Origin of the sequence: Antrihabitans stalactiti, assembly GCF_012932915.1 — a bacterium.
Taxonomy (GTDB): Bacteria; Actinomycetota; Actinomycetes; order Mycobacteriales; family Mycobacteriaceae; genus Antrihabitans; species Antrihabitans stalactiti.
Genome location: NZ_VCQU01000006.1, coordinates 21,466 through 40,389, shown reverse-complemented (window position 1 = coordinate 40,389; position 18,924 = coordinate 21,466). Strand labels below are relative to the sequence as shown.

At 63.4% G+C, this 18,924-nt stretch carries 18 protein-coding genes, 1 tRNA gene and 1 pseudogene; 8 read left to right on the top strand and 12 right to left on the bottom strand.

The annotated features are described in order from the left end of the window. The first annotated feature begins 130 nt into the window (after positions 1-130). Positions 131-805, top strand: a complete 675-nt coding sequence (locus FGL95_RS17585; protein ID WP_169589204.1) for a cyclic nucleotide-binding domain-containing protein — start codon at positions 131-133, stop codon at positions 803-805. A gap of 41 nt (positions 806-846) precedes the next feature. Here the strand turns inward: FGL95_RS17585 and FGL95_RS17580 are convergent, their stop codons facing one another. Genes FGL95_RS17580 through FGL95_RS17570 form a run of 3 tightly spaced genes read right to left on the bottom strand, consistent with a single transcriptional unit; the run spans position 847 to position 2,258 of the window. Further along, positions 847-1,626: an MBL fold metallo-hydrolase gene (locus FGL95_RS17580; protein WP_169589202.1), complete on the bottom strand. Its 780-nt coding sequence runs from the start codon at positions 1,624-1,626 to the stop codon at positions 847-849. 9 nt (positions 1,627-1,635) lie between these two features. Continuing rightward, a complete protein-coding gene (locus FGL95_RS17575; RefSeq protein ID WP_169589200.1) occupies positions 1,636-2,094 on the bottom strand; it encodes a RidA family protein in 459 nt (152 codons plus the stop codon). Continuing rightward, positions 2,094-2,258: a Sp36 family protein gene (locus FGL95_RS17570; protein ID WP_169589198.1), complete on the bottom strand. Its 165-nt coding sequence runs from the start codon at positions 2,256-2,258 to the stop codon at positions 2,094-2,096. The genes FGL95_RS17575 and FGL95_RS17570 overlap by 1 nt, the downstream gene beginning before the upstream one ends. A gap of 136 nt (positions 2,259-2,394) precedes the next feature. Between FGL95_RS17570 and bagA the strand changes: the two genes are divergently transcribed. Both bagA and bagB read left to right on the top strand, forming a co-directional pair. Further along, positions 2,395-3,411, top strand: a complete 1,017-nt coding sequence (gene bagA / locus FGL95_RS17565; RefSeq protein WP_169589196.1) for an ATPase BagA — start codon at positions 2,395-2,397, stop codon at positions 3,409-3,411. Next, positions 3,408-4,541 (top strand): ArsA family ATPase, encoded by a 1,134-nt coding sequence (gene bagB, locus FGL95_RS17560; RefSeq protein WP_169589194.1) that lies wholly within the window; start codon positions 3,408-3,410, stop codon positions 4,539-4,541. Before bagA ends, bagB begins: the two co-directional genes overlap by 4 nt. Before the next feature lie 97 nt (positions 4,542-4,638). On the opposite strand, the gene FGL95_RS17555 is transcribed toward bagB, so the two are convergent. Then, complete coding sequence (locus tag FGL95_RS17555) at positions 4,639-4,962, bottom strand: WhiB family transcriptional regulator (RefSeq protein ID WP_169589192.1); 324 nt, start codon at positions 4,960-4,962, stop codon at positions 4,639-4,641. A 401-nt stretch (positions 4,963-5,363) separates the two neighbouring features. On the opposite strand from FGL95_RS17555, the gene FGL95_RS17550 reads away from it, so the two are divergent. Further along, positions 5,364-7,703 (top strand): transglycosylase domain-containing protein, encoded by a 2,340-nt coding sequence (locus FGL95_RS17550; protein WP_169589785.1) that lies wholly within the window; start codon positions 5,364-5,366, stop codon positions 7,701-7,703. Positions 7,704-7,718: 15 nt separating this feature from the next. On the opposite strand, the gene FGL95_RS17545 is transcribed toward FGL95_RS17550, so the two are convergent. Further along, positions 7,719-8,183, bottom strand: coding sequence for a GatB/YqeY domain-containing protein (locus tag FGL95_RS17545; RefSeq protein WP_169589191.1), 465 nt, complete (start codon positions 8,181-8,183; stop codon positions 7,719-7,721). 68 nt (positions 8,184-8,251) lie between these two features. Here FGL95_RS17545 and FGL95_RS17540 point away from each other — a divergent pair, with 68 nt between their 5' ends. Both FGL95_RS17540 and FGL95_RS17535 read left to right on the top strand, forming a co-directional pair. After that, on the top strand, positions 8,252-9,217 hold the full coding sequence (locus FGL95_RS17540; protein WP_169589189.1) for a metallophosphoesterase: 966 nt from the start codon (positions 8,252-8,254) through the stop codon (positions 9,215-9,217). A 54-nt stretch (positions 9,218-9,271) separates the two neighbouring features. After that, positions 9,272-9,345 (top strand) — tRNA-Pro (locus FGL95_RS17535). Between the two features lie 77 nt (positions 9,346-9,422). Here the strand turns inward: FGL95_RS17535 and FGL95_RS17530 are convergent. The 5 genes and pseudogenes from FGL95_RS17530 to FGL95_RS32395 form a co-directional block, all read right to left on the bottom strand. After that, positions 9,423-10,238 carry an alpha/beta fold hydrolase gene (locus FGL95_RS17530; RefSeq protein ID WP_169589187.1) on the bottom strand — a complete coding sequence of 272 codons (816 nt, stop codon included), beginning with the start codon at positions 10,236-10,238 and terminating at the stop codon, positions 9,423-9,425. 259 nt (positions 10,239-10,497) lie between these two features. After that, the gene (locus FGL95_RS17525; RefSeq protein WP_169589185.1) at positions 10,498-10,968 is read right to left on the bottom strand and encodes an NUDIX domain-containing protein; all 471 of its coding nucleotides are present in this window, start codon (positions 10,966-10,968) and stop codon (positions 10,498-10,500) included. Positions 10,969-11,015: 47 nt separating this feature from the next. Next, positions 11,016-11,879 (bottom strand): annotated as a pseudogene (locus FGL95_RS17520) (exodeoxyribonuclease III). Between the two features lie 19 nt (positions 11,880-11,898). Further along, positions 11,899-13,824, bottom strand: a complete 1,926-nt coding sequence (locus FGL95_RS17515; RefSeq protein WP_338079906.1) for a neutral/alkaline non-lysosomal ceramidase N-terminal domain-containing protein — start codon at positions 13,822-13,824, stop codon at positions 11,899-11,901. Beyond that, the gene (locus FGL95_RS32395; protein WP_240963119.1) at positions 13,821-14,630 is read right to left on the bottom strand and encodes an SDR family oxidoreductase; all 810 of its coding nucleotides are present in this window, start codon (positions 14,628-14,630) and stop codon (positions 13,821-13,823) included. The genes FGL95_RS17515 and FGL95_RS32395 overlap by 4 nt, the downstream gene beginning before the upstream one ends. A gap of 256 nt (positions 14,631-14,886) precedes the next feature. Here FGL95_RS32395 and FGL95_RS17510 point away from each other — a divergent pair, with 256 nt between their 5' ends. Next, on the top strand, positions 14,887-16,128 hold the full coding sequence (locus FGL95_RS17510; protein WP_169589181.1) for an APC family permease: 1,242 nt from the start codon (positions 14,887-14,889) through the stop codon (positions 16,126-16,128). A gap of 83 nt (positions 16,129-16,211) precedes the next feature. Here FGL95_RS17510 and FGL95_RS17505 read toward each other — a convergent pair whose 3' ends face one another. Further along, the gene (locus tag FGL95_RS17505) at positions 16,212-17,531 is read right to left on the bottom strand and encodes a serine hydrolase domain-containing protein (RefSeq protein WP_169589180.1); all 1,320 of its coding nucleotides are present in this window, start codon (positions 17,529-17,531) and stop codon (positions 16,212-16,214) included. A gap of 170 nt (positions 17,532-17,701) precedes the next feature. Between FGL95_RS17505 and FGL95_RS17500 the strand changes: the two genes are divergently transcribed. Beyond that, positions 17,702-17,956, top strand: coding sequence for an antitoxin VbhA family protein (locus FGL95_RS17500; protein ID WP_206072022.1), 255 nt, complete (start codon positions 17,702-17,704; stop codon positions 17,954-17,956). On the opposite strand, the gene FGL95_RS17495 is transcribed toward FGL95_RS17500, so the two are convergent. Beyond that, positions 17,882-18,916: an aspartate-semialdehyde dehydrogenase gene (locus FGL95_RS17495; protein WP_169589176.1), complete on the bottom strand. Its 1,035-nt coding sequence runs from the start codon at positions 18,914-18,916 to the stop codon at positions 17,882-17,884. The two genes, FGL95_RS17500 and FGL95_RS17495, sit on opposite strands and share 75 nt — an antisense overlap. Between the last annotated feature and the right edge of the window lie 8 nt (positions 18,917-18,924).

The following is an 18,924-nucleotide window of genomic DNA, read 5'->3' as shown; positions in this document are numbered from 1 at the left end:
CAGGGCACAAACTTCGAGTACCTAGTGGCCTATGTCACTACCGTTGGTACCGGGCACAGTAGACTCCGCTTCGTTACGCGCGCTTGAAATCAACTGCTTGCCATCACACCTTGCCTTTTAAGGAGCACACGTGGACGAGGCCCTGGCCAGAGCCGGCATCTTCCAAGGAGTCGAGCCGTCGGCGGTCGCTGCCCTCAGCCAGCAACTGCACCCCGTCGATTTTCCGCGCGGTCATGTCATCTTCAACGAAGGTGAACCCGGCGACCGCTTGTTCATCATCATTTCCGGCAAGGTGAAACTCGGCCGCCGTTCGCCGGACGGTCGCGAGAACCTGCTGTACATCATGGGTCCGTCGGACATGTTCGGCGAGCTCTCCATCTTCGACCCCGGCCCGCGCACCTCGACCGCGACAACGGTCACCGAGGTCCGCGCCGTGAGCATGGACCGCGACGCGTTGAAGGAATGGATCGACCAGCGTCCGGAGATCGCCGAGCAGCTGCTTCGCGTTCTCGCTCGACGGTTGCGCCGCACCAACAACAACCTCGCCGACCTCATCTTCACCGACGTTCCCGGTCGCGTGGCGAAGGCGTTGCTGCAGCTCGCCCAGCGGTTCGGCACTCAGGAGGGTGGCGCGCTCCGCGTCACGCACGACCTCACTCAGGAAGAGATCGCGCAGCTCGTCGGCGCATCACGAGAGACGGTCAACAAGGCGCTTGCTGATTTCGCACATCGCGGATGGTTGCGGCTGGAAGGCAAGAGCGTGCTTATTTCCGACTCGGAGCGTTTGGCCCGACGAGCCCGCTGACTCTCGTGAGTCTTTTGGGAGTCCAGAGACTCCTGAAAGACTCACGAGCGTAGGTACTCCAGCTGAGCCTTGACCGAGCTGCGGGCAGCGGGCCACAGCTTCTTGTCGACGTCGGAATAGACGTGTCTGACGACCTGCATCGGCTTCGCGTTCGGACCCAGCACCTCCAGCGCACCCCGGACCTGGTCGAGGCGTTCTTGCCGGTGGGCCAGGTAAGCGCGGGCGACGTCTGCGGTGTCGGGGTGGTCTGGTCCGTGCGCGGGCAGCAGGCGACGCCCGCCGCCGATCGCAGCCAACGCCTCTAACGAGGCCAGGTAGTCCGCGAGCGTGCCGTCCCGTGTGTCGATCACGGTGGTCCCGCGGCCGAGGATCGTGTCGCCCGTGAGCACAGCGTCGTCGAGCACGAAGCTCACCGAATCGCCCGTGTGACCGGGCGTGGCAAGCACTTCGATGCGCAGACCCGCCGCTTCGATAACCTCGCCTGCCGCGAGCGGAGTCTCCGAGCCTCGCAGGAACTTCGGATCGGCAGATCGGACGGGGCTGCCCGTCAGCTTCACGTGCCGCTTGACGCCCGCAGTGTGGTCGAAGTGGCGGTGAGTCACCAAAGTCAGAGCCACCGGACCGAATTCCGCGATCCTTGCGGCGTGACTTTTGTCTCGAGGACCCGGGTCGACGACGACACACGAATCGCTACCCGGCGCTCGAAGGATCCAGGTGTTGGTTCCGTCGAGCGTCATCTTGCCGGGATTGTTCGCCAGCAGAACCGCCGCCGTCGGCGTGACCTGGCGGAGTTGGCCGTACGCGGGATGCTCCAACGTCATGACCCAACCTTACGGCGCGACCTCGACGATGAGCTCGACCTCGACCGGAACTCCGAGCGGCAGCTCGGACACTCCCACGGCCGATCGCGAATGCTTTCCGGCATCGCCGAAGACCTCGCCGTACAACTCGGATGCACCGTTGACGACGCCGGGCTGTCCGGTGAAACCGTCCGCGGACGCGACGAACCCGACGACCTTGACAATTCGGACCACCGAATCGATGCCGACCAGATCGTGAACGGCCGCAAGCGTATTCAGCGCACAGATCCTGGCGGCCGCCTTCGCGTCTTCGGCCGACACGTCCGCTCCGACCTTCCCGGTGAACGCGACCTTGCCGCCGACGATCGGGATCTGGCCGGACGTGTAGACCAGCGAGCCGGTCTGCACCGCGGGAATGTACGCGGCGACCGGGGCGGCGACCGGCGGAAGTTCGATGCCCAGCTCAGCCAGGCGCGCTGTCCACGCCATCAGCTTTTGGGACGCTTGAGATACGCCACGTGCTGTTCGCCCGTCGGACCGGGCAGCACGGTGACGAGCTCCCAACCGTCGGATCCCCATTGGTCCAAGATTTGCTTCGTGACGTGGGTCAGCAGAGGAACTGTCGCGTACTCCCACGTGGTCAACTCGGTCATGCGCTGAGACTAGTCGCGGAGCTTGCGGAGCGACCAACCAGCACGCTAGGCCGAGTCTCGAAGAATGAGAGACGCGGCCTAGTCAATTCCAGGTTCGCTGTGTTCGACCGCACCTACTCGCTATAGGCTCGGCTTCGTGTCATCAACTGAGACTCAACAAGAAGACGTGTGGCCGGCGAAAGCTGCCAAAGCACGGCTGCATTACGTATCCGGCAAGGGCGGAACCGGTAAGTCGACTGTCGCAGCAGCACTTGCGCTAGCGCTCGCAGCCGGCGGACGACGCGTCCTTCTCGTCGAGGTGGAGGGGAGGCAGGGCATTGCGCAGTTGTTCGACGTTCCGCCGCTGCCGCCGACCGAAACCAAGATCGCGACCGCGGACGGTGGCGGCGAGGTCGTGGCTTTGCCGATCGACACCGAGCACGCCTTCCTCGAATACCTCGACATGTTCTACAACCTCGGCTTCGCCGGTCGCGCGATGCGCCGCATGGGCGCCATCGAGTTCGTCACCACATTGGCCCCTGGCCTTCGTGACGTCATCCTCACCGGCAAGATCAAGGAATGCGTGGTCCGCGTCGACAAGGCAGGCAAGCGCGTGTACGACGAGGTCGTCGTCGATTCACCGCCGACGGGCCGGATCACGTCGTTCCTCGACGTGACGAAGGCAATGCAGGACCTGGCAAAGGGCGGTCCCGTTGCCTCTCAGAGTGAAGGCGTTGTCCGGCTGCTGCATTCAGACGACACGATCATTCACCTCGTCACCCTCCTCGAGGCACTGCCCGTGCAGGAGACCGCAGACGCGATCGCGGATCTCAAGGCCGCCGACCTGCGGGTCGGCACGGTGATCGTGAACCGCGCTACGCAGGGCATCCTGGCGAAAGAAACCAGAGCCGAAGCGGCGCAAGGAAAGATCGACGCCGAAGCCCTCCGAAAAGGGCTGGACAAGGTGGGAATCGCGGTGTCCGACAGCGATTTCGAAGGACTTATCACCGAAACCATCGAGCACTCCGCGACATTGCAGGGACAAGACGACAGCGCCGCGCAATTGGCGAAAGTCGATGTCGCGCGTATGCACCTCCCCGCCCTGCCCGAAGGTGTCGATTTGGGCGGGCTCTACGAATTGGCTGCCAAGTTGACCGAACAGGGTGTGCGATGACGACGGCTACTTCAGCTCCACCACTCCAGCTGGATCGAATTCTCAAGGATCCCAAGACGCATCTCATCGTGTGTTGCGGGTCGGGTGGCGTCGGCAAAACGACGACTGCCGCTGCACTTGCACTCCGCGCTGCCGAGCACGGCCGAAAGACGGTGGTGCTCACCATCGATCCGGCGCGTCGCCTCGCACAGGCACTCGGCGTGGAGAACCTCGACAACGACCCGCAACCGGTAGATCTGGGCCCGGAGGTCAAGGGCCAGCTGCAGGCGATGATGTTGAACATGAAGCGCACTTTCGACGACATGGTCATCGAGCACGCGCCGGACAAAGCCGAGTCCATTTTCGCGAATCCTGTTTATCAGACTGCCGTTTCGTCGTTCGGCGGTACGCAGGAATACATGGCGATGGAGAAACTCGGCCAGCTGTCCGACCAAGGAATCTGGGATCTGATCGTCGTCGACACACCGCCGTCGCGGAATGCACTCGACTTCCTCGATGCACCTAAGCGTCTCGGCAACTTCCTGGACGGGCGCATGATTCGCATCTTCATGGCTCCGGGACGCGGCTTCGGCCGATTCGTCACAGGGGCAATGGGGCTCGCGCTGAAAGGCGTGTCGACCATTGTCGGTGGCGACATGCTCAGCAATGCTTCTGTTTTCATTCAGTCGCTGGACACCATGTTCGGTGGCTTCCGCGCACGGTCACAGCGCACATTCGAGCTGTTATCAAGGCCGGGTACGAATTTCGTCGTCGTCTCGGCGGCCGAGCCAGACGCGTTGCGCGAAGCGTCGTTCTTCGTCGATCGTCTGTCGAGCGAAAACATGCCTCTCGCAGGGCTTGTGCTCAACCGGACGCACCCGACGCTGAGTTCGCTGTCGTCGGGTCACGCTCTGACTGCGGCAGACCGCCTCGACGCCGAGGAGCAGACCCCCGAAACTGTGCTTGCTGCAGGCGTTCTCCGCGTGCATGCGCAACGCGCTCTCACCGACAAGCGGGAAACGCATCTGCTGCAGCGATTCACGGGTGCGCATCCGCGGGTAGCAATCGTCGGCGTTCCGTCATTGCCTTACGAGGTGACCGATCTCGACGCATTGCGTGCAGTCGCCGATCAACTCACAAAGCACGGCTGAGTGACGGTTGCAGAGAATTGTGAAATGCGAGCATTTCACCACTAATTACAAATGAGACCGCCGCGTCGAGTGACGCGGCGGTCTCATTTTTGAGTAATTACATTGCAGGCTGGTGGTGCCGCTGAGACTCGAAGAAATCGCTCCACGACTCGACCTCTGGATGCTGCTTCAAGAGGGCGCGTCGCTGGCGCTCGGTCATGCCGCCCCACACCCCGAACTCGACGCGATTGTCCAAAGCGTCAGCGCCACACTGCATCAGAACTGGGCAATGCCGACAGATAGTCGCTGCTTTGCGCTGCGCAGCACCGCGGACGAACAACTGGTCGGGATCAACTTCTCTGCATCGGGCTTGGGTCACCCAGGCGATTCGCGCCTCTGCTTGCTCTACATCCAGTCGGGCGATCGGGGTGGTCATGTGCATTCGGTTTGCCCCTTTGCAGTCCGAACACCGAGTTAACGGCGCTCAAAAGAAATTCGCGTAGCCGAGCGAGTTCTTCCCTGTTCCTACGAAGGTCTCGCCGAGAGCTACACCACATTTAGTTGTCTGTGAGAGAGAGATCACACTGAGAAGATAATCTAGGTAACAGATAGCCATTGGCGCAAGTGCAGAGTTTGGAATTTTTTGGTACGCGCGTCCACAGGCTCCGGAACCGCGGCAGATTTTCAGCAAACATAAGGAAATCCTGAATTCTCGGACAAGTGTCCAAGTCTCAGAAGGGTCACGATCGACCCCAGATCGCCGCCCGCGACGGCGTGAAGGCTTTGGACTCGTTCGTGGTCTGCGCGCCACGTAGTCTGTCTAGCGTGTCGGTCACTAATACAATCGCCAAGCTGGTCGGCAGCTGCCTCCTCGCCGCCGTTCTCTTGGCGGGCATCCTCTTCCCGCTAGCCGGTGGATTCGGATTCGTCTCCAACCGCGCTGCAGACACTGTGGACAACGTTTCCGCCGAGCTCGTCGAGGGCACGGTCCCCGCCGTCTCGACGATGGTGGACATCGCAGGCAACCCGATCGCCTGGTTGTACGACCAGCGCCGATTCGAAGTGCCCAGCGACAAGATCTCCAACGAGATGAAGCTCGCGATCGTGTCCATCGAGGACCGCCGCTTCGCCGAACACCAAGGCGTCGACTGGCAGGGCACCCTCCGTGCCTTCCTGACCAATACGACGACCGGCGAAGTTCAGCAGGGCGCCTCGACGATCGACCAGCAGTACGTGAAGAACTATCAACTTCTTGTCGTCGCGAAAACCGATGCCGAGCGCCGCGCAGCAATCGAGACGACCCCCGCGCGAAAGATCCGTGAGATCCGGATGGCGCTGACCCTCGACAAGAAGCTCACCAAGGACGAGATCCTCACCAGGTATCTGAACCTCGTACCGTTCGGCAACTCTTCTTTCGGAATCCAGGACGCTGCCCGTACCTACTTCGGCATCGATGCCTCGCAACTGAACGCCACCCAGGCAGCGATGTTGGCCGGCATGGTGCAGTCGAGCTCGAAGTTGAACCCGTACACGAATCCGGACGGTGTGCTCGAGCGTCGCAACACGGTTCTCGACACCATGATCCAGAACATTCCGGCCCGGGCCGCCGAATTTCGGACCGCGAAGAGCCAGCCACTCGGCGTGCTGCCGGAACCGGGCGGGCTGCCCCGTGGGTGCATCGCAGCAAACGACCGCGGATTCTTCTGCGACTACGCGCTGCAGTACCTCGTCAACTCCGGCCTTTCTCGCGAGCAGATCGACAAGGGCGGCTACCTGATCAAGACGACGCTCGACCCAGCGGTGCAGGATTCGACGCGGGCTGCCGTCGCGGGTGCTGCCAACCCGACCCTCCCCGATATCGCCGAGGTAATGAACGTCATCCAGCCTGGCCAGGACTCGCATCGGGTCCTCGCGATGGCAAGCAGCCGGTCCTATGGACTCAACGGCGACGCTCACGAAACCGTCCAGCCACAGCCGTTCTCGATGGTCGGCGACGGCGCGGGCTCTGTCTTCAAGATCTTCACCACAGCGGCGGCGATGGAGAAGGGTCTCGGCATCAACGCATCGCTCGAGGTTCCCAAATTCTTCGCTGCGAAGGGAATGGGTCACGGCGGTGCGAAAGGCTGCCCCGCTGATTCCTACTGTGTCGAGAATGCCGGTGCCTACAAGTCGCCGATGTCGGTCACCGAAGCATTAGCGACGTCACCGAACACCGCCTTCGTCAAGCTGATTCAGTCGGTGGGGGTGACGCCGACCGTCGACATGGCGATCCGGCTCGGACTCCGCTCCTACACGCTGCCCGGAACGTCGGGCTTCACCGAGCAGAGCCTCGCCGACATGGTCAAGGAACAGAATCTCGGTTCGTTCACGCTCGGTCCGACGGCGGTCAACCCGCTCGAATTGTCGAACGTCGCCGCAACACTCGCCTCGTCGGGCAAATGGTGCCCACCGACGCCGATCGATTCGATCTTCGATCGCCATGGTGCGGCCGTTCCGCTGACCCAGCAGGCCTGTGAGCAGGTTGTCGAGCCCGGGTTGGCAAACACCCTCGCAAACGCGCTGAGCAAGGACGACCAGGGCGCTGGCACCTCGGCGGGCGCTGCCGGTGCGGCGGGTTGGTCCTACCCCGTGTCCGGCAAGACGGGCACCACGGAGTCGCACAGGTCGTCGGCCTTCCTCGGCTTCACAAATTCGCTCGCCGGGGCCGCGTACGTCTACGGCGATACGCCGACACCCGGCGAGATCTGCTCGTTCCCGCTGCGAAACTGCGGTAACGGCAACCTCTTCGGCGGAAACGAACCCGCGAGAACCTGGTACAACGCGATCAAACCGGTGGTCGGAAGCTTCGAGCCACCGGTCCTGCCGCCGCTGGACCAGAAATATGTCCGAGGATCACAGAACGCTCAGGTCCCCGACGTGACCGGGATGAGTCAGGGTGCCGCGACGTCGACGTTGACCTCGGCCGGATTCAAGGTCGTCGTCGTGACGACCGCGGGTGCACAGAATCGCGGGACGGTGACCGGCACCTCGCCCTCCGGGTCCGCGATCCCCGGGTCGACGATCAACCTGTACGTCAGCGACGGCAGTCAGAAGAACTCGCCGCCACCGCGGCCCAGTGAAACGCCGGGCCCCCGACCGTCGACCGGACCGCCGACGTTCCCACCGATTCCGCCACCGCGCTAGGTCACTCGGCGGCGGTCAGAGCCGAGCTTTGACCGCTGCCGAAAGGCGCTTTCCGTCGGCCTTGCCCGCGGTGAGTGCCTGAGCCGCTTTCATGACCGCGCCCATCTGCCGCATCGACGGTCGCTCGCCGAGCACATCCGCAACCTGCGCGATTGCCGTATCCACAGCGTCGGCCAGTTCGGCGTCGTTGTATTGGGTGGGCAGGTATTCGTCGATGATCTGCGCTTCCGCCCGCTCCTTCGCGGCAAGTTCGCCGCGGCCGTTCTCGGTGTAGATCTCGGCCGATTCGCCGCGCTTCTTCGACTCTTTCGCCAATACCGACAAGACCTCTTCGTCGGTGAGTTCATGCGCCGCGGTGCCGGACACCTCAGCGGTCTGAATGGCGGCCAAGATCATCCGCAGCGTCTCGCGTCGCAGCACATCCTGGTTCTTCATAGCGGCTGTCAGGTCGGTCCGCAGTTGTGCCTTCAGTTCTGCCATGAGCGCAACGCTACGTGACCTCAGACGATGATTGCGCCTGGATTTCAACGGTCAATTATCCTGGACCGATGCCAGTGAACCGAAACGTCCTCAAGCGCGCCGCGCAGGGTGCAGCAGGGGCTGCCGCGCTGGGCGTCGGTTACGCCTCGTTGGTCGAACGCAACGCCTTCACGTTGCGCGAAACGACCATGCCGGTCCTCGCGCCAGGTTCCTCGTCGCTGCGCGTGCTACACATCAGCGACCTTCATATGACCCCGGGGCAACGGCTCAAGCAGCAGTGGCTGCGCGAACTCGACCGGCTCGAGCCGGACCTCGTGATCAACACCGGCGACAATCTCTCCCATCAGCGCGCAGTTCCGGCGGTCGTGCAGGCGCTCGATCCATTGCTTGCGCGGCCAGGCCTGTTCGTCTTCGGGAGCAACGACTACTTCGCACCCGTGCCGAAGAATCCGCTGAAGTACTTCAAGAAAGACCATAAGCGGGTCATGGGCGACCCATTGCCGTGGCGCGACTTGCGCGCTGCGTTCACCGAACGCGGCTGGCACGACCTCACGCACGTCCGCCACGATCTCGAAGTCGCAGGCATCCGCATCGCAACTGGCGGCGTCGACGATCCGCATCTCAAACGCGACCGGTACGACACCATCGCCGGGGCACCCAATCCGGTCGCTGACCTTCGACTCGGCCTGACCCACTCCCCCGAGCCGCGAGTACTGGACCGGTTCGCCGAGGATGGCTACGACCTAGTCCTCGCGGGCCACACCCACGGCGGCCAGCTGTGTGTGCCCTTCTACGGCGCGCTCGTCACGAATTGCGAACTCGACCGGTCCCGCGTGAAGGGTCCGTCGAAGTGGGGCGCGCACACGCAATTACACGTCTCGGCAGGCATCGGCACCTCACCGTGGGCGCCGTATCGCTTCTGCTGCAGGCCCGAAGCGACTCTGCTGACGTTGGTCGCGGCTCCGCCTCGCAAACACGCCGCCGACCGTGAAGCGTCGTCGACTGACATTGCGGCGCGGTCGGAGACGCCCTGACCTGGCGATTCGGCCCGCATCGCAAGCTGCTGTAAGCTAGCGCAGGTTACAAAACGGGGTGTGGCGCAGCTTGGTAGCGCGCTTCGTTCGGGACGAAGAGGTCGTGGGTTCAAATCCCGCCACCCCGACTCGTTGGTTGAGACGACAGAACTGCCCCTGATCCGGGAAACCGGGTCAGGGGCAGTTTTGCGTGGTGGGTACGAGGCTACGACGCGACGCGGCGCGCCCGCTTCGTTGCGTGCATCTCGGCAAGCGATGCGTCGATGACGCGGAACGTTTCTTTGCTCGCGACGATGCTGAGGTGGCCTTCACGCACCTCGACATGCTGGGCGTCTGGATCGAGCATCGCGCGGCGCTCGACGAATCCGTCTTCGCTCGAAATCACCGAGGTGAACGGGATATCGCGCGGGAACTTCTGGGCGAGTTCGAGCGCAGTCCGCTCGTAGCATTCGCCGTTCAGGCAATCGTCGGACATGAGCTGCGACGATCCCGTTCTGTTCAACCGGGCCATCAATCCCACCGGGCCGAGTAGCACCGGAGACACTGCCGTCGCCGCATCGATGAGCGGCGAGGCGAGCGTGATGAGGCCGGCGACAAGATCCGGTCGTCGGGTTGCGAGTGCTCGGCCGAACATGCCACCGCGGCTGTAGCCGACAATCGCAATCGGCCGACCGTGCTTTGCCACTTCCGCTTCGAGGATGCGCTCCAGTCGTTCGAGCGCGGCATCGCTGCAGCGGATGTTGGACACGATTTGGCTGTCGATGGTGACGTGCCCGGCTCGACGGAGGTGGCGGCGAAGTGGCGTCATGAACCAGTCCCCGACGACGATGCCCGGCACGATCAGCACTGGGACCTTGGCTTCGTCGCTACGCGCGGGCTGACGTATCGGACGGCCGGCGTACTTGATCGCGTGTGCGAGCGCAAAAACCTCTTTGACCTGCAACTTAGGGCTCACAGCGAAACCAGCACCCGGGGCCACGGCAGCCAAGTTCGTCTCCTTCTCGTCATTGAGAACAGGCATACGGCGCGACGGAAGGTCTCCGTCGACCCGAATGCAGCCCAGCCATCGTCGCATGGATTCCGTGCGGGTGCGACATCGGTCACAGCCGGTCAACAGCGAATCGCCGTGCTGATCTGCACGAAGTCGCCGCAAATTTGCCGGCTCGGCAAGACGACTTCTGGCTTGTTGCGAAATGCCGGATCCGGGCGATTATGGAAGTAGGCCCACATCCGGGAGGGAGGACCGATGGAAACCGTGGTCGTCTTCATACTCGCTTGCGCTATCTACTTTTTCGGACTTCTGTGAGCTGATCGAGTATGGGCACCTGACCCTTGACCAATTTCCGGCGTGCCGTGTCGACGTCGAACCACGCGGCGCGGTCGATCTCGGGAAAGCTTTGTAACCGACCGGATCTCGGCGGCCACTCCATCTCGAAGGTGTTGCTGACGATGTTGTCGGCATCGAAGTCCGCTTCGAGGGCGAACGCGATGACCTGTTTTGCGCTCGATTGCTTGAACGCACCTAGTTCGACCAGTTCGCCCTCGGGGAGCGGAGCCCCCATCTCTTCGTGGAACTCACGGACCGCTGCGGCCCGCGGTTCTTCGCCGTCGACGTATTCGCCCTTCGGAATCGACCACGCCCCTTCGTCTTTGCGTGCCCAGAAAGGGCCGCCCATGTGCCCGAGCAGCACCTCTAGCCCACCGTCGGTGACTCGGTAAAGGATCGTTCCCGCGCTGAGTTTCACGGCCACAACCGTGCGTGATTTTTACCCCGGGGAGGGTGAGACGCGCGCACGGGCTACTTGGCCTGTGGGAGCTTGGTCTTGCCGCGTTTGGCGGCAGGTGCCGACGGCGGCGGGATCATCGGGCCGATATCGCCGTCCGGCGCTTCGTCGAGGTCGACGATCACCGGCGCGTGGTCGCTCGGACCTGTCCCCTTCCGTGCGAGTCGATCGATCCAAGCCGCACGGACCCGCTCGGCGACCGGATCGCTCGCGAGGACCAGGTCGATTCGCATACCGAGGTTCTTGTGGAACATCCCAGCGCGGTAGTCCCAGTAGCTGAAGACGCGTTCGTCGGGCCAGCGATCGCGGACGACGTCGTGCAGACCGAGCGCCTGTAGATCTGCCAGGGCCTGGCGTTCCGGCGGCGTGACGTGCGTTTGGCCGATGTATGCCGTGGGATCGAAGACGTCGGCGTCGGTCGGTGCGATGTTGATATCGCCGCACACGACAGCGTCCGTCGGCCCAGCGCGAACCACCTCACGCAGCGCTGCAAGCCACTCGAGCTTGTAGCGATAGTGGTCGGAATCCGGCTCCCGCCCGTTGGGGACATACAGCGAATGCACCTTCACACCACCGCAGGTCGCCGCGACCGCCCGTGCTTCTTGGTGTGGAAAGCCCGGTGCGCCAACGAGTCCCACCTCGATGTTCTCCAGGCCGACCTTGGACAGGATGGCGACGCCGTTCCACTGGACCTCACCAGCCAACGCGAACTCGTAGCCTCACGCCGCGAGCTCGTCACCCAGCAACGCAGTGAAGGCGTCGTCGGCAAGTTTCGTCTCCTGTAAGCAGACGACGTCGGGCTTTCGCTGGTCGAGCCATGGCAGCAGACGGGGCACGCGCTGCTTGGCGGAATTCACATTCCAGGTCGCTATCCGCATGCCGACCACCGTAGCGAACTCAACCGACAGCGAAACTCCGCGTGAAGCCGGTGAAGGGAGTCAGTCCGCCTGGGCCGGCAGCGTCGCCGTGGTAGCCGATGCGGTAGTTCCCCGCGGGCTGACCGTCGGGGACATTCCATGTCACGACGATCGACGACCGCGCCTTGCCGTCACGTGACCATCGGAACGTCGTCGAGAAGTCGCCATCGTCGGCTATTCGTCGCCAACCTGACGCTGTCTCTTGCTGGACCTCGAGGTAGGTGCCGCCGCGATGGAGGTCGTTGTCGGGATAGGCGCCGACGAAAGTCGCCCGCACCTGCGCGCCCGGCTCGCACGCGGGACCGGGTTCGATCAGCACATCGCCGAAGGCTCGCTCGGGCGGCGTTACATCGTTGGGCACCTTGGGAACTCGTGACCTGGGTACGCGCAGCGTCGGCAGCTCGACGCCGTCAGGAGCGGGCAGACTGTTCTTCATCGCGCGGGCGAGCAGCGCGGCGGTCTGCTGCAATGCGGGCAACTGCCAGCGCCCGAACAACGTGCTGCCGCCTTCGTACTGCTGAGCTTCGTATTCTTCGGGCGTCGTGACGTAGTGGAAGTAGCCGTTGCTGTAGCCGGCGACCAATACGTCGTCCAGGTCCGCGCCGACGATCTCAGCAACAGTGCGACGCAATCGAAGTCCGGAAACGATGGTCACCTCACCGGGTATGCCGACCAAGTACAAACGACCGATCCGCAAGAGCTGCACTGGGAATCGCTCTGCCACGAGCGGACGGATCTTGTTGAGCGTCGAACCGGAAAGGACAATCCCTTTGGGCGCCTGAGAATCTCGCAAATGCTTGAAGGCGCCATACGCAAGCTTGCTCGGGACGTCGAACACCGGATTCGCACCCTCGCGAAATCCCGGAAAACCGACGCCATCAGCCCACGCTCCCGCGAGCGCGGACGCACCGACGGCCGGACCCGACGTGTGGTGCACAGCCCCGTCGCCTGCGAACTCGGGCGCCACTTCCACATCGGACAGATCGATATAGACCACGCGGGAGTCCACGCCGCCCGTCAACGGAACTGCTTGCTCGGCAAGCAGTTCCGCAGCTGCGTCATATTGGCGAGATCCGATGATCCTGGTGTTCTCGACTTCGTTTTCGGTCGGACCGCTGCCTGGCTTCAGATTGAGATTCGGCGACATATCGCCTGCATTCGTCTGCGCGAAAGCAGCGATGAAATCCGGTTCGATGTTTGCGAGGTAGTCGACACCACGCTCCACTCGTTCCCAGTGGTAGGCGGCGTAACCCTTGTTGTCCGAGCTGATCAACGTGTTCGTGTTGGTCATGCTCGTGTTGTGCGACGCGAACCACGTGACCGCACCCGCGAGACCGCCTTCACGTTCGATGCGGAGCAAGGTTATCTGCGGATCGATCGCGTCGGGGAAGAACTCCTTGTCCGACAACGGGTTCCGTTCGAAGGCCACCCTCGATCGGTTGACACTCGCATTCTCGAGAGTCCCTCGATTCAGCGAAAGCATCGCGTCGGCGACATCGGCATGAGCCCGCTCGACAGCTTCGACCGTGCCGTCGACGGTCGCGTCGAACGTCTTGGGCCGGAACCCGTTCGTCGTCGTGTTGTAGAGCAGGTGATGCGAATATCCGCCCGGTCCGCAGTGGGTGTGGGTGACCGTCAGCATGGTGTTGCGAGCCGTGTAAAGCCCGCCGAAGCGGTCCGCGAGCCGAGCCAGCACCGTTCGGTGAATGCTGTCGAACATCAGCGGAAGTTCGCTCACGACCAGGAGTACCCGCTCGTTCCCCGAAGCGAACACGAAGGCCCGTGATCGCAAACGCATATGGATACCGTCGGACCGCTGCTCGGCCTTCCCGTAGCCCAGCATTCCCGCTTCTGCAGCCTCACCGGTGACGTCGGAAATGCCGCGACCGACTCGAAATTCGGTCACGGCCGCACCTCTGCCGCAGTAGCAACTTTGTGGTCGGCATAGCGACGCCACAGTGGTGCGATCGCAGGACCCAGGCCTGCGATCACTGCGTGGCCGCGGCCGGCGAAGATCGTGAACTTTCGCGCCTCGATGCCGTTGACGATCGACGCGGCCATCCGGTCTGCGCTGATGGGCTTCAGAGTCCCGCTGATCGCCGCGGTCTCGGCCGGCTTGAACCTGTTCTCGTCGGCCAATTGCGGTGTGTCGACATCGGGCGGGAAGACGCATCCGACGTGGACACCGTGCGGGGTCAGCTCGTCACGCAGCGCCTCCATCAGCCCCCGGACCGCGAACTTCGCTGGGGCGTACGCGGTGTAGCCGTAGGTCCCGATGATCCCTGTCATCGAGGAGATCGCGGTGATCGACCCTTCGCCGCGCTCGATCATCTGCGGTGCAACGGCACGGACCGCGTAGAGCGTGCCGAAGTAGTCGACCTCGATCATCTGCCGGAACACATCGTCTGCCAAGTCGACGAACTTGCCAGGTCGCGCCTGGCCTGCGCTTGTGATCAGCACATCACACGGCCCGCCGTCGGCTACCAGGTCGGCGATCGCACCCTGGATTTCTTCCTGGCGTGAGACGTCAGCGGCCGCGGTGCGCACAGTCCCGCCCGAACGCCGGAGCGCGGCAGCCGCGTGATCGAGCACAGCAGGCCGCCGTGCAATCAACGAGAGATCGGCACCGTTTGCCGCAAGCAGCGACGCCGTGGCCAGCCCGATTCCACTCGAGCCGCCGGTGATGACGACGTGTTTGCGCGTGAACCTCATGGCTGAAGAACGTAGGGCAGACCGCTCGAGTTGTGAAACACCTCTTACCACCGCGCCCACATCGGAATCGTTGTGAATGCCGGGCCGGAATAGTTTTCACCAATCGTTGGTTGACTCATTCGTCGACGTCCCGCACCCCCGGGCCTCACCCCATTTGTCGCCACGAGCGACCACTCGCCGAGAGGCGTTGCGGACGTCGACCTCGAAGGCCGCCCCTCACACCCTCGATGGGCGGCCTTCGCCATGTCCAGGCAAGATGACTCCTGTGCCTTTGCAGCGACGGCTGAGTCTGACCGACTCCATCGTGATCGGCCTCGGTTCAATGGTCGGCGCGGGCATCTTCGCCGCACTTGCCCCTGCGGCTGCCGCCGCTGGGTCAGGTCTCCTGATCGCTCTGGCCATCGCGGCAGTCGTCGCGTACTGCAACGCAACGTCGTCGGCGAGCCTTGCACGTCGCTACCCGCAATCGGGCGGCACGTACGTCTACGGTCGCGAGCGGCTTGGCGAATTCTGGGGCTATCTCGCTGGCTGGGGCTTCGTCGTCGGCAAGACGGCGTCGTGCGCGGCGATGGCGTTGACGATCGGGGCCTACGCGTGGCCCGAGCAGCAGCATCTGATCGCAGCGATCGCCGTGTTGGGCGTGACCGCTATCAACTACCTGGGTGTACAGAAGTCCGCACTGGCCACCCGAGTCATCGTCGCAGTCGTGCTGACGGTGCTGGTGGCTGCGGTCGTCGCGTGCGCGGCCGGTCCGCATGCCGGAGGTTCGCTGACCTCGGCGATCGATGCAGGCGGTGTGCTGCAAGCAGCCGGCTTGCTGTTCTTCGCGTTCGCTGGATACGCCAGGATCGCGACACTCGGCGAAGAGGTGGTCGAACCGGAACGGACCATCCCGCGGGCCATCACCATTGCGCTCGGCATTTCCCTCGTCGTGTACGCATTGGTCGCCGTCGCTGTCTTGTCTGCACTCGGACCTGACCGGCTCGCGACAGCCACCGACCCACTTCGCGCAGCTGTCACTGCAGCTGGTGCGGCGTGGCTGGCTCCGATCGTGTCGGTCGGCGCGGTCGTCGCCGCGACCGGCTCCCTTCTTGCCCTCGTCCTTGGCGTCTCGCGGACGACATTGGCGATGGCACGCGACGGTCATCTCCCCCGAGCCCTCGACGTCGTACACCCGAAGTACGGTGTCCCCCATCGCGCGGAGCTCGCTGTCGGCGTGGTCGTGGCCGTCCTCGCAGCAACCCTCGACCTGCGTTCGGCGATCGGATTTTCGTCCTTCGCAGTGCTCGTCTACTACCTCATCGCCAACGCGTCCGCCGCGACGCTGCACGCCGACGAAGGGCGACCCGCGCGGGCGATTCCCGTCCTCGGAGCGGTCGGCTGCGTCGTGTTGGCGTTCTCGCTACCCGCGTGGTCGGTGCTGATCGGTCTCGGAGTCTTCGCGCTCGGCGCGACGGTCTGGGCCCTCCGTGCGCGCGTCTCACCTCCCCAGGGGTGAAAATCACGCACAGTCCGAGAGTTGTAACTGTGCGTGATTTTTACCCCTCACGGGGTGAGACGCGCGCACGGTTGGGTGGGGGGTTACCGAGGCAGCGAACGCAGCCAATCCGAGAACGGCGGAGCCAACGGTTCGGGCCCACAGTGGAAGACATCGCAGCCCGGGTACGAGTACGGACCTATCCCGAATATGCCCAGCGTGATCTCGAGGCTGGTGAAGGGGCCGAGGTCCTCGGCAGGAACCGGTGGCTCGGTGTACGGCCCGGGATCGGGAACCGCTACATCTGTGATCGACGCGCTCAAGATTCGAAAGAAGTTGTGTGTCAGTTCGGCCCCATTTTGGATCGAACCAGGCAAGCCGAGACCGGTCACGTTGCCGAAGACGCCGGTCCACGTCACGACGATGTCCAGGCTTGGGATCACGAATGTGTTCTGTCCGCCGAGGCCTGCCATCGCAAACGTGTCGGGCGGTGCTCCACTCACCGGCTCCTTACACCCCGGACCGCCCAGCCAAAACAACAACCCGAGGCAATGGTTGCGCTCGGACGGCGTCGTCGCTTGCCGAATGTAACTGGACGAAAGCACCCGCTGACCGGCCCACGATCCCTCTGCCAGCATCAAGAGACCAAGCTTCGAGAGATCGTTCGGCGACATGAAAATGAACGAGAAGCCATAGGTGTTCTGAGATCTGTCTCTGGCCCAGTAGTAGTCGGACTCTGCAATTCCTAGCGGTTCGAACAGTTTTCGTTGCGCGAACGACGAGAACTTCTCCCCCACAGCACGTTCCACGACGTAGACGAGCAGATCGACTGCCCGCTGGTTGTATTCGTACGTCGATCCCGGTGGGTAGACCAATGGTGTAGCCAAAGCCTGCAGTGCGATGTTCGGTTCGATTTGCGCAACGCCGGGAGCACTCTCGGACACCGTCGCGCTCCGCAGCCCCGAGGTCTCGGTGAGCAGTTGCCGGATCGTCACAGCGCGATGGGCTTCGTCGCCCAAACCTGCGGGAAGGTATTGACCGATCGAGTCGTCGAGGCCGAGCCGACCTTCGTCGTAGGCAATCCCCGTGATCATGGAAACGACGCTCTTGGCGACACTCCACAACGCCCAGCGCTCGTCACCGGTGATCGCGTTGTCCACGCCGGCGCCGACCAGGCAATTGTGGCGAAACACCTGGACACTCGACCGATTCCGTCGGAACGCAAAGGCGATAGCTTCGTTCAACTTCGCGGCGTCCATGCCGACCGACTCGGGAGTTGCGGTGGACTGTGACGGCCCAAGGCTCTGGGCGCAGTTCACGGCGACGGGTTCGCTGCGGCCGAGTCCGGGCACCGCGAGACACAGGACGACCGTTATCAGTACTGCAGACGAGAAGGACACCCCGGCCCTCCCAAGCCGAATCATGGGTGACACCGTACGCGCCTAGCAGATTCGCGATGCGATCGGCGGAAAATGTGAAGGTTCTGTGATGATCGATGCCCGCGCGCCTCGGTTCAGATGACAGTCCCTGCCGATAATCTCGGATTTACGCAACGGAAGGGACGCAAGTGGCCAGCTGCGACGAATGTGACAGGTTGATTGCACGCAAAGAAGCGGTCACCGAAGCCATCCGGGCGACGGAACTCGAAGGCGGAGCGCTGTCGAAGGAAACCCTCGACGACATGAACGCCTACGCCGCGGGCCGGATCGACGTCAACGAACTCGTGGCACGCGCACGCGAACGTGTGCTCGCAGGCCGCGAATTCGTCGAACGGTCAGCGAGCCTGGAGGAGGACCTCGGCGATCTGAATGGTGTTGAGCGCCGCGCCTTTTCGAAGGTTGTCGCCTGACACGAACAGCGCCAGGCCGCGGCCGTCCGGCACGCCTGGATCTTGCCGGATCCGGCCGACCAGCGATTCGTCGATGCCCGCTGCGGCTAACGGCGTCGGTACGTCGACCAGTTTGACCCCGGGCGCATTCGCCAGGATTTCCTTCGCCCGCTCGACCGACAACGGCCGCTCGAATTCGGCGTTGATCGACAGCGAGTGCCCGGTGAACACCGGGACGCGCACGCAGGTGCCGCTCACCAGAAGGTCCGGCAGACCGAGAATCTTGCGACTCTCGTTGCGCAGTTTCTGATCTTCGTCCGTCTCGCCGCTGTCGTCGTCGACGATCGAGCCTGCGAGCGGCAGCACGTTGAATGCAATCGGCGCGACGTACTTGACCGGCTCCGGGAAGGAAACGGCGCTGCCGCTGTGGACCAGCTTCTCGGCGTCGTCGATGACTGCCCGCGCTTGGGTGACCAATTCTTCGACTCCTGCGAGGCCACTGCCGGATACGGCCTGGTAGCTCGACACGATCAGCCTGACGAGGCCGGCCTCGTCGTGGAGCGGCTTCAGTACCGGCATCGCCGCCATCGTGGTGCAGTTCGGATTGGCGATGATGCCCTTGCGCAGGTCACGGGTCTGCGCGGGATTGACTTCGCTGACGACCAGCGGAACATCCGGATCTTTGCGCCAGGCGGACGAGTTGTCGATGACGGTCACACCGGCAGCCGCGAACCGCGGCGCCTGGACGCGTGACATCGTCGCCCCTGCGGAGAACAGCGCGATATCGAGACCGGACGGGTCGGCCGTCTCCGTGTCTTCGACAACGATCTCGGAGCCGCGGAACGGCAACTTCTTACCCGCCGAACGCGCAGACGCGAAGAACCGCACCTCGTCAGCCGGGAAATTCCGTTCTTCGAGCAGAGCGCGCATGACCGCGCCTACCTGCCCGGTGGCGCCGACAACGCCGATCCGCAAGCCCACTGTTCTCT

Excerpts from the sequence above, each read along its gene's own strand:
- FGL95_RS17540 (WP_169589189.1), top strand. The coding sequence starts at position 8,252 with ATGCCAGTGAACCGAAACGTCCTCAAGCGCGCCGCGCAGGGTGCAGCA.
- FGL95_RS17505 (WP_169589180.1), bottom strand. The coding sequence starts at position 17,531 with ATGATTCGGCTTGGGAGGGCCGGGGTGTCCTTCTCGTCTGCAGTACTG.
- FGL95_RS17570 (WP_169589198.1), bottom strand. The coding sequence starts at position 2,258 with ATGACCGAGTTGACCACGTGGGAGTACGCGACAGTTCCTCTGCTGACC.
- FGL95_RS17580 (WP_169589202.1), bottom strand. The coding sequence starts at position 1,626 with ATGACGTTGGAGCATCCCGCGTACGGCCAACTCCGCCAGGTCACGCCG.
- FGL95_RS32395 (WP_240963119.1), bottom strand. The coding sequence starts at position 14,630 with ATGAGGTTCACGCGCAAACACGTCGTCATCACCGGCGGCTCGAGTGGA.
- FGL95_RS17545 (WP_169589191.1), bottom strand. The coding sequence starts at position 8,183 with ATGGCAGAACTGAAGGCACAACTGCGGACCGACCTGACAGCCGCTATG.
- bagB (WP_169589194.1), top strand. The coding sequence starts at position 3,408 with ATGACGACGGCTACTTCAGCTCCACCACTCCAGCTGGATCGAATTCTC.
- FGL95_RS17575 (WP_169589200.1), bottom strand. The coding sequence starts at position 2,094 with ATGGCGTGGACAGCGCGCCTGGCTGAGCTGGGCATCGAACTTCCGCCG.
- FGL95_RS17510 (WP_169589181.1), top strand. The coding sequence starts at position 14,887 with ATGACTCCTGTGCCTTTGCAGCGACGGCTGAGTCTGACCGACTCCATC.
- FGL95_RS17530 (WP_169589187.1), bottom strand. The coding sequence starts at position 10,238 with ATGCCTGTTCTCAATGACGAGAAGGAGACGAACTTGGCTGCCGTGGCC.
- FGL95_RS17555 (WP_169589192.1), bottom strand. The coding sequence starts at position 4,962 with ATGCACATGACCACCCCGATCGCCCGACTGGATGTAGAGCAAGCAGAG.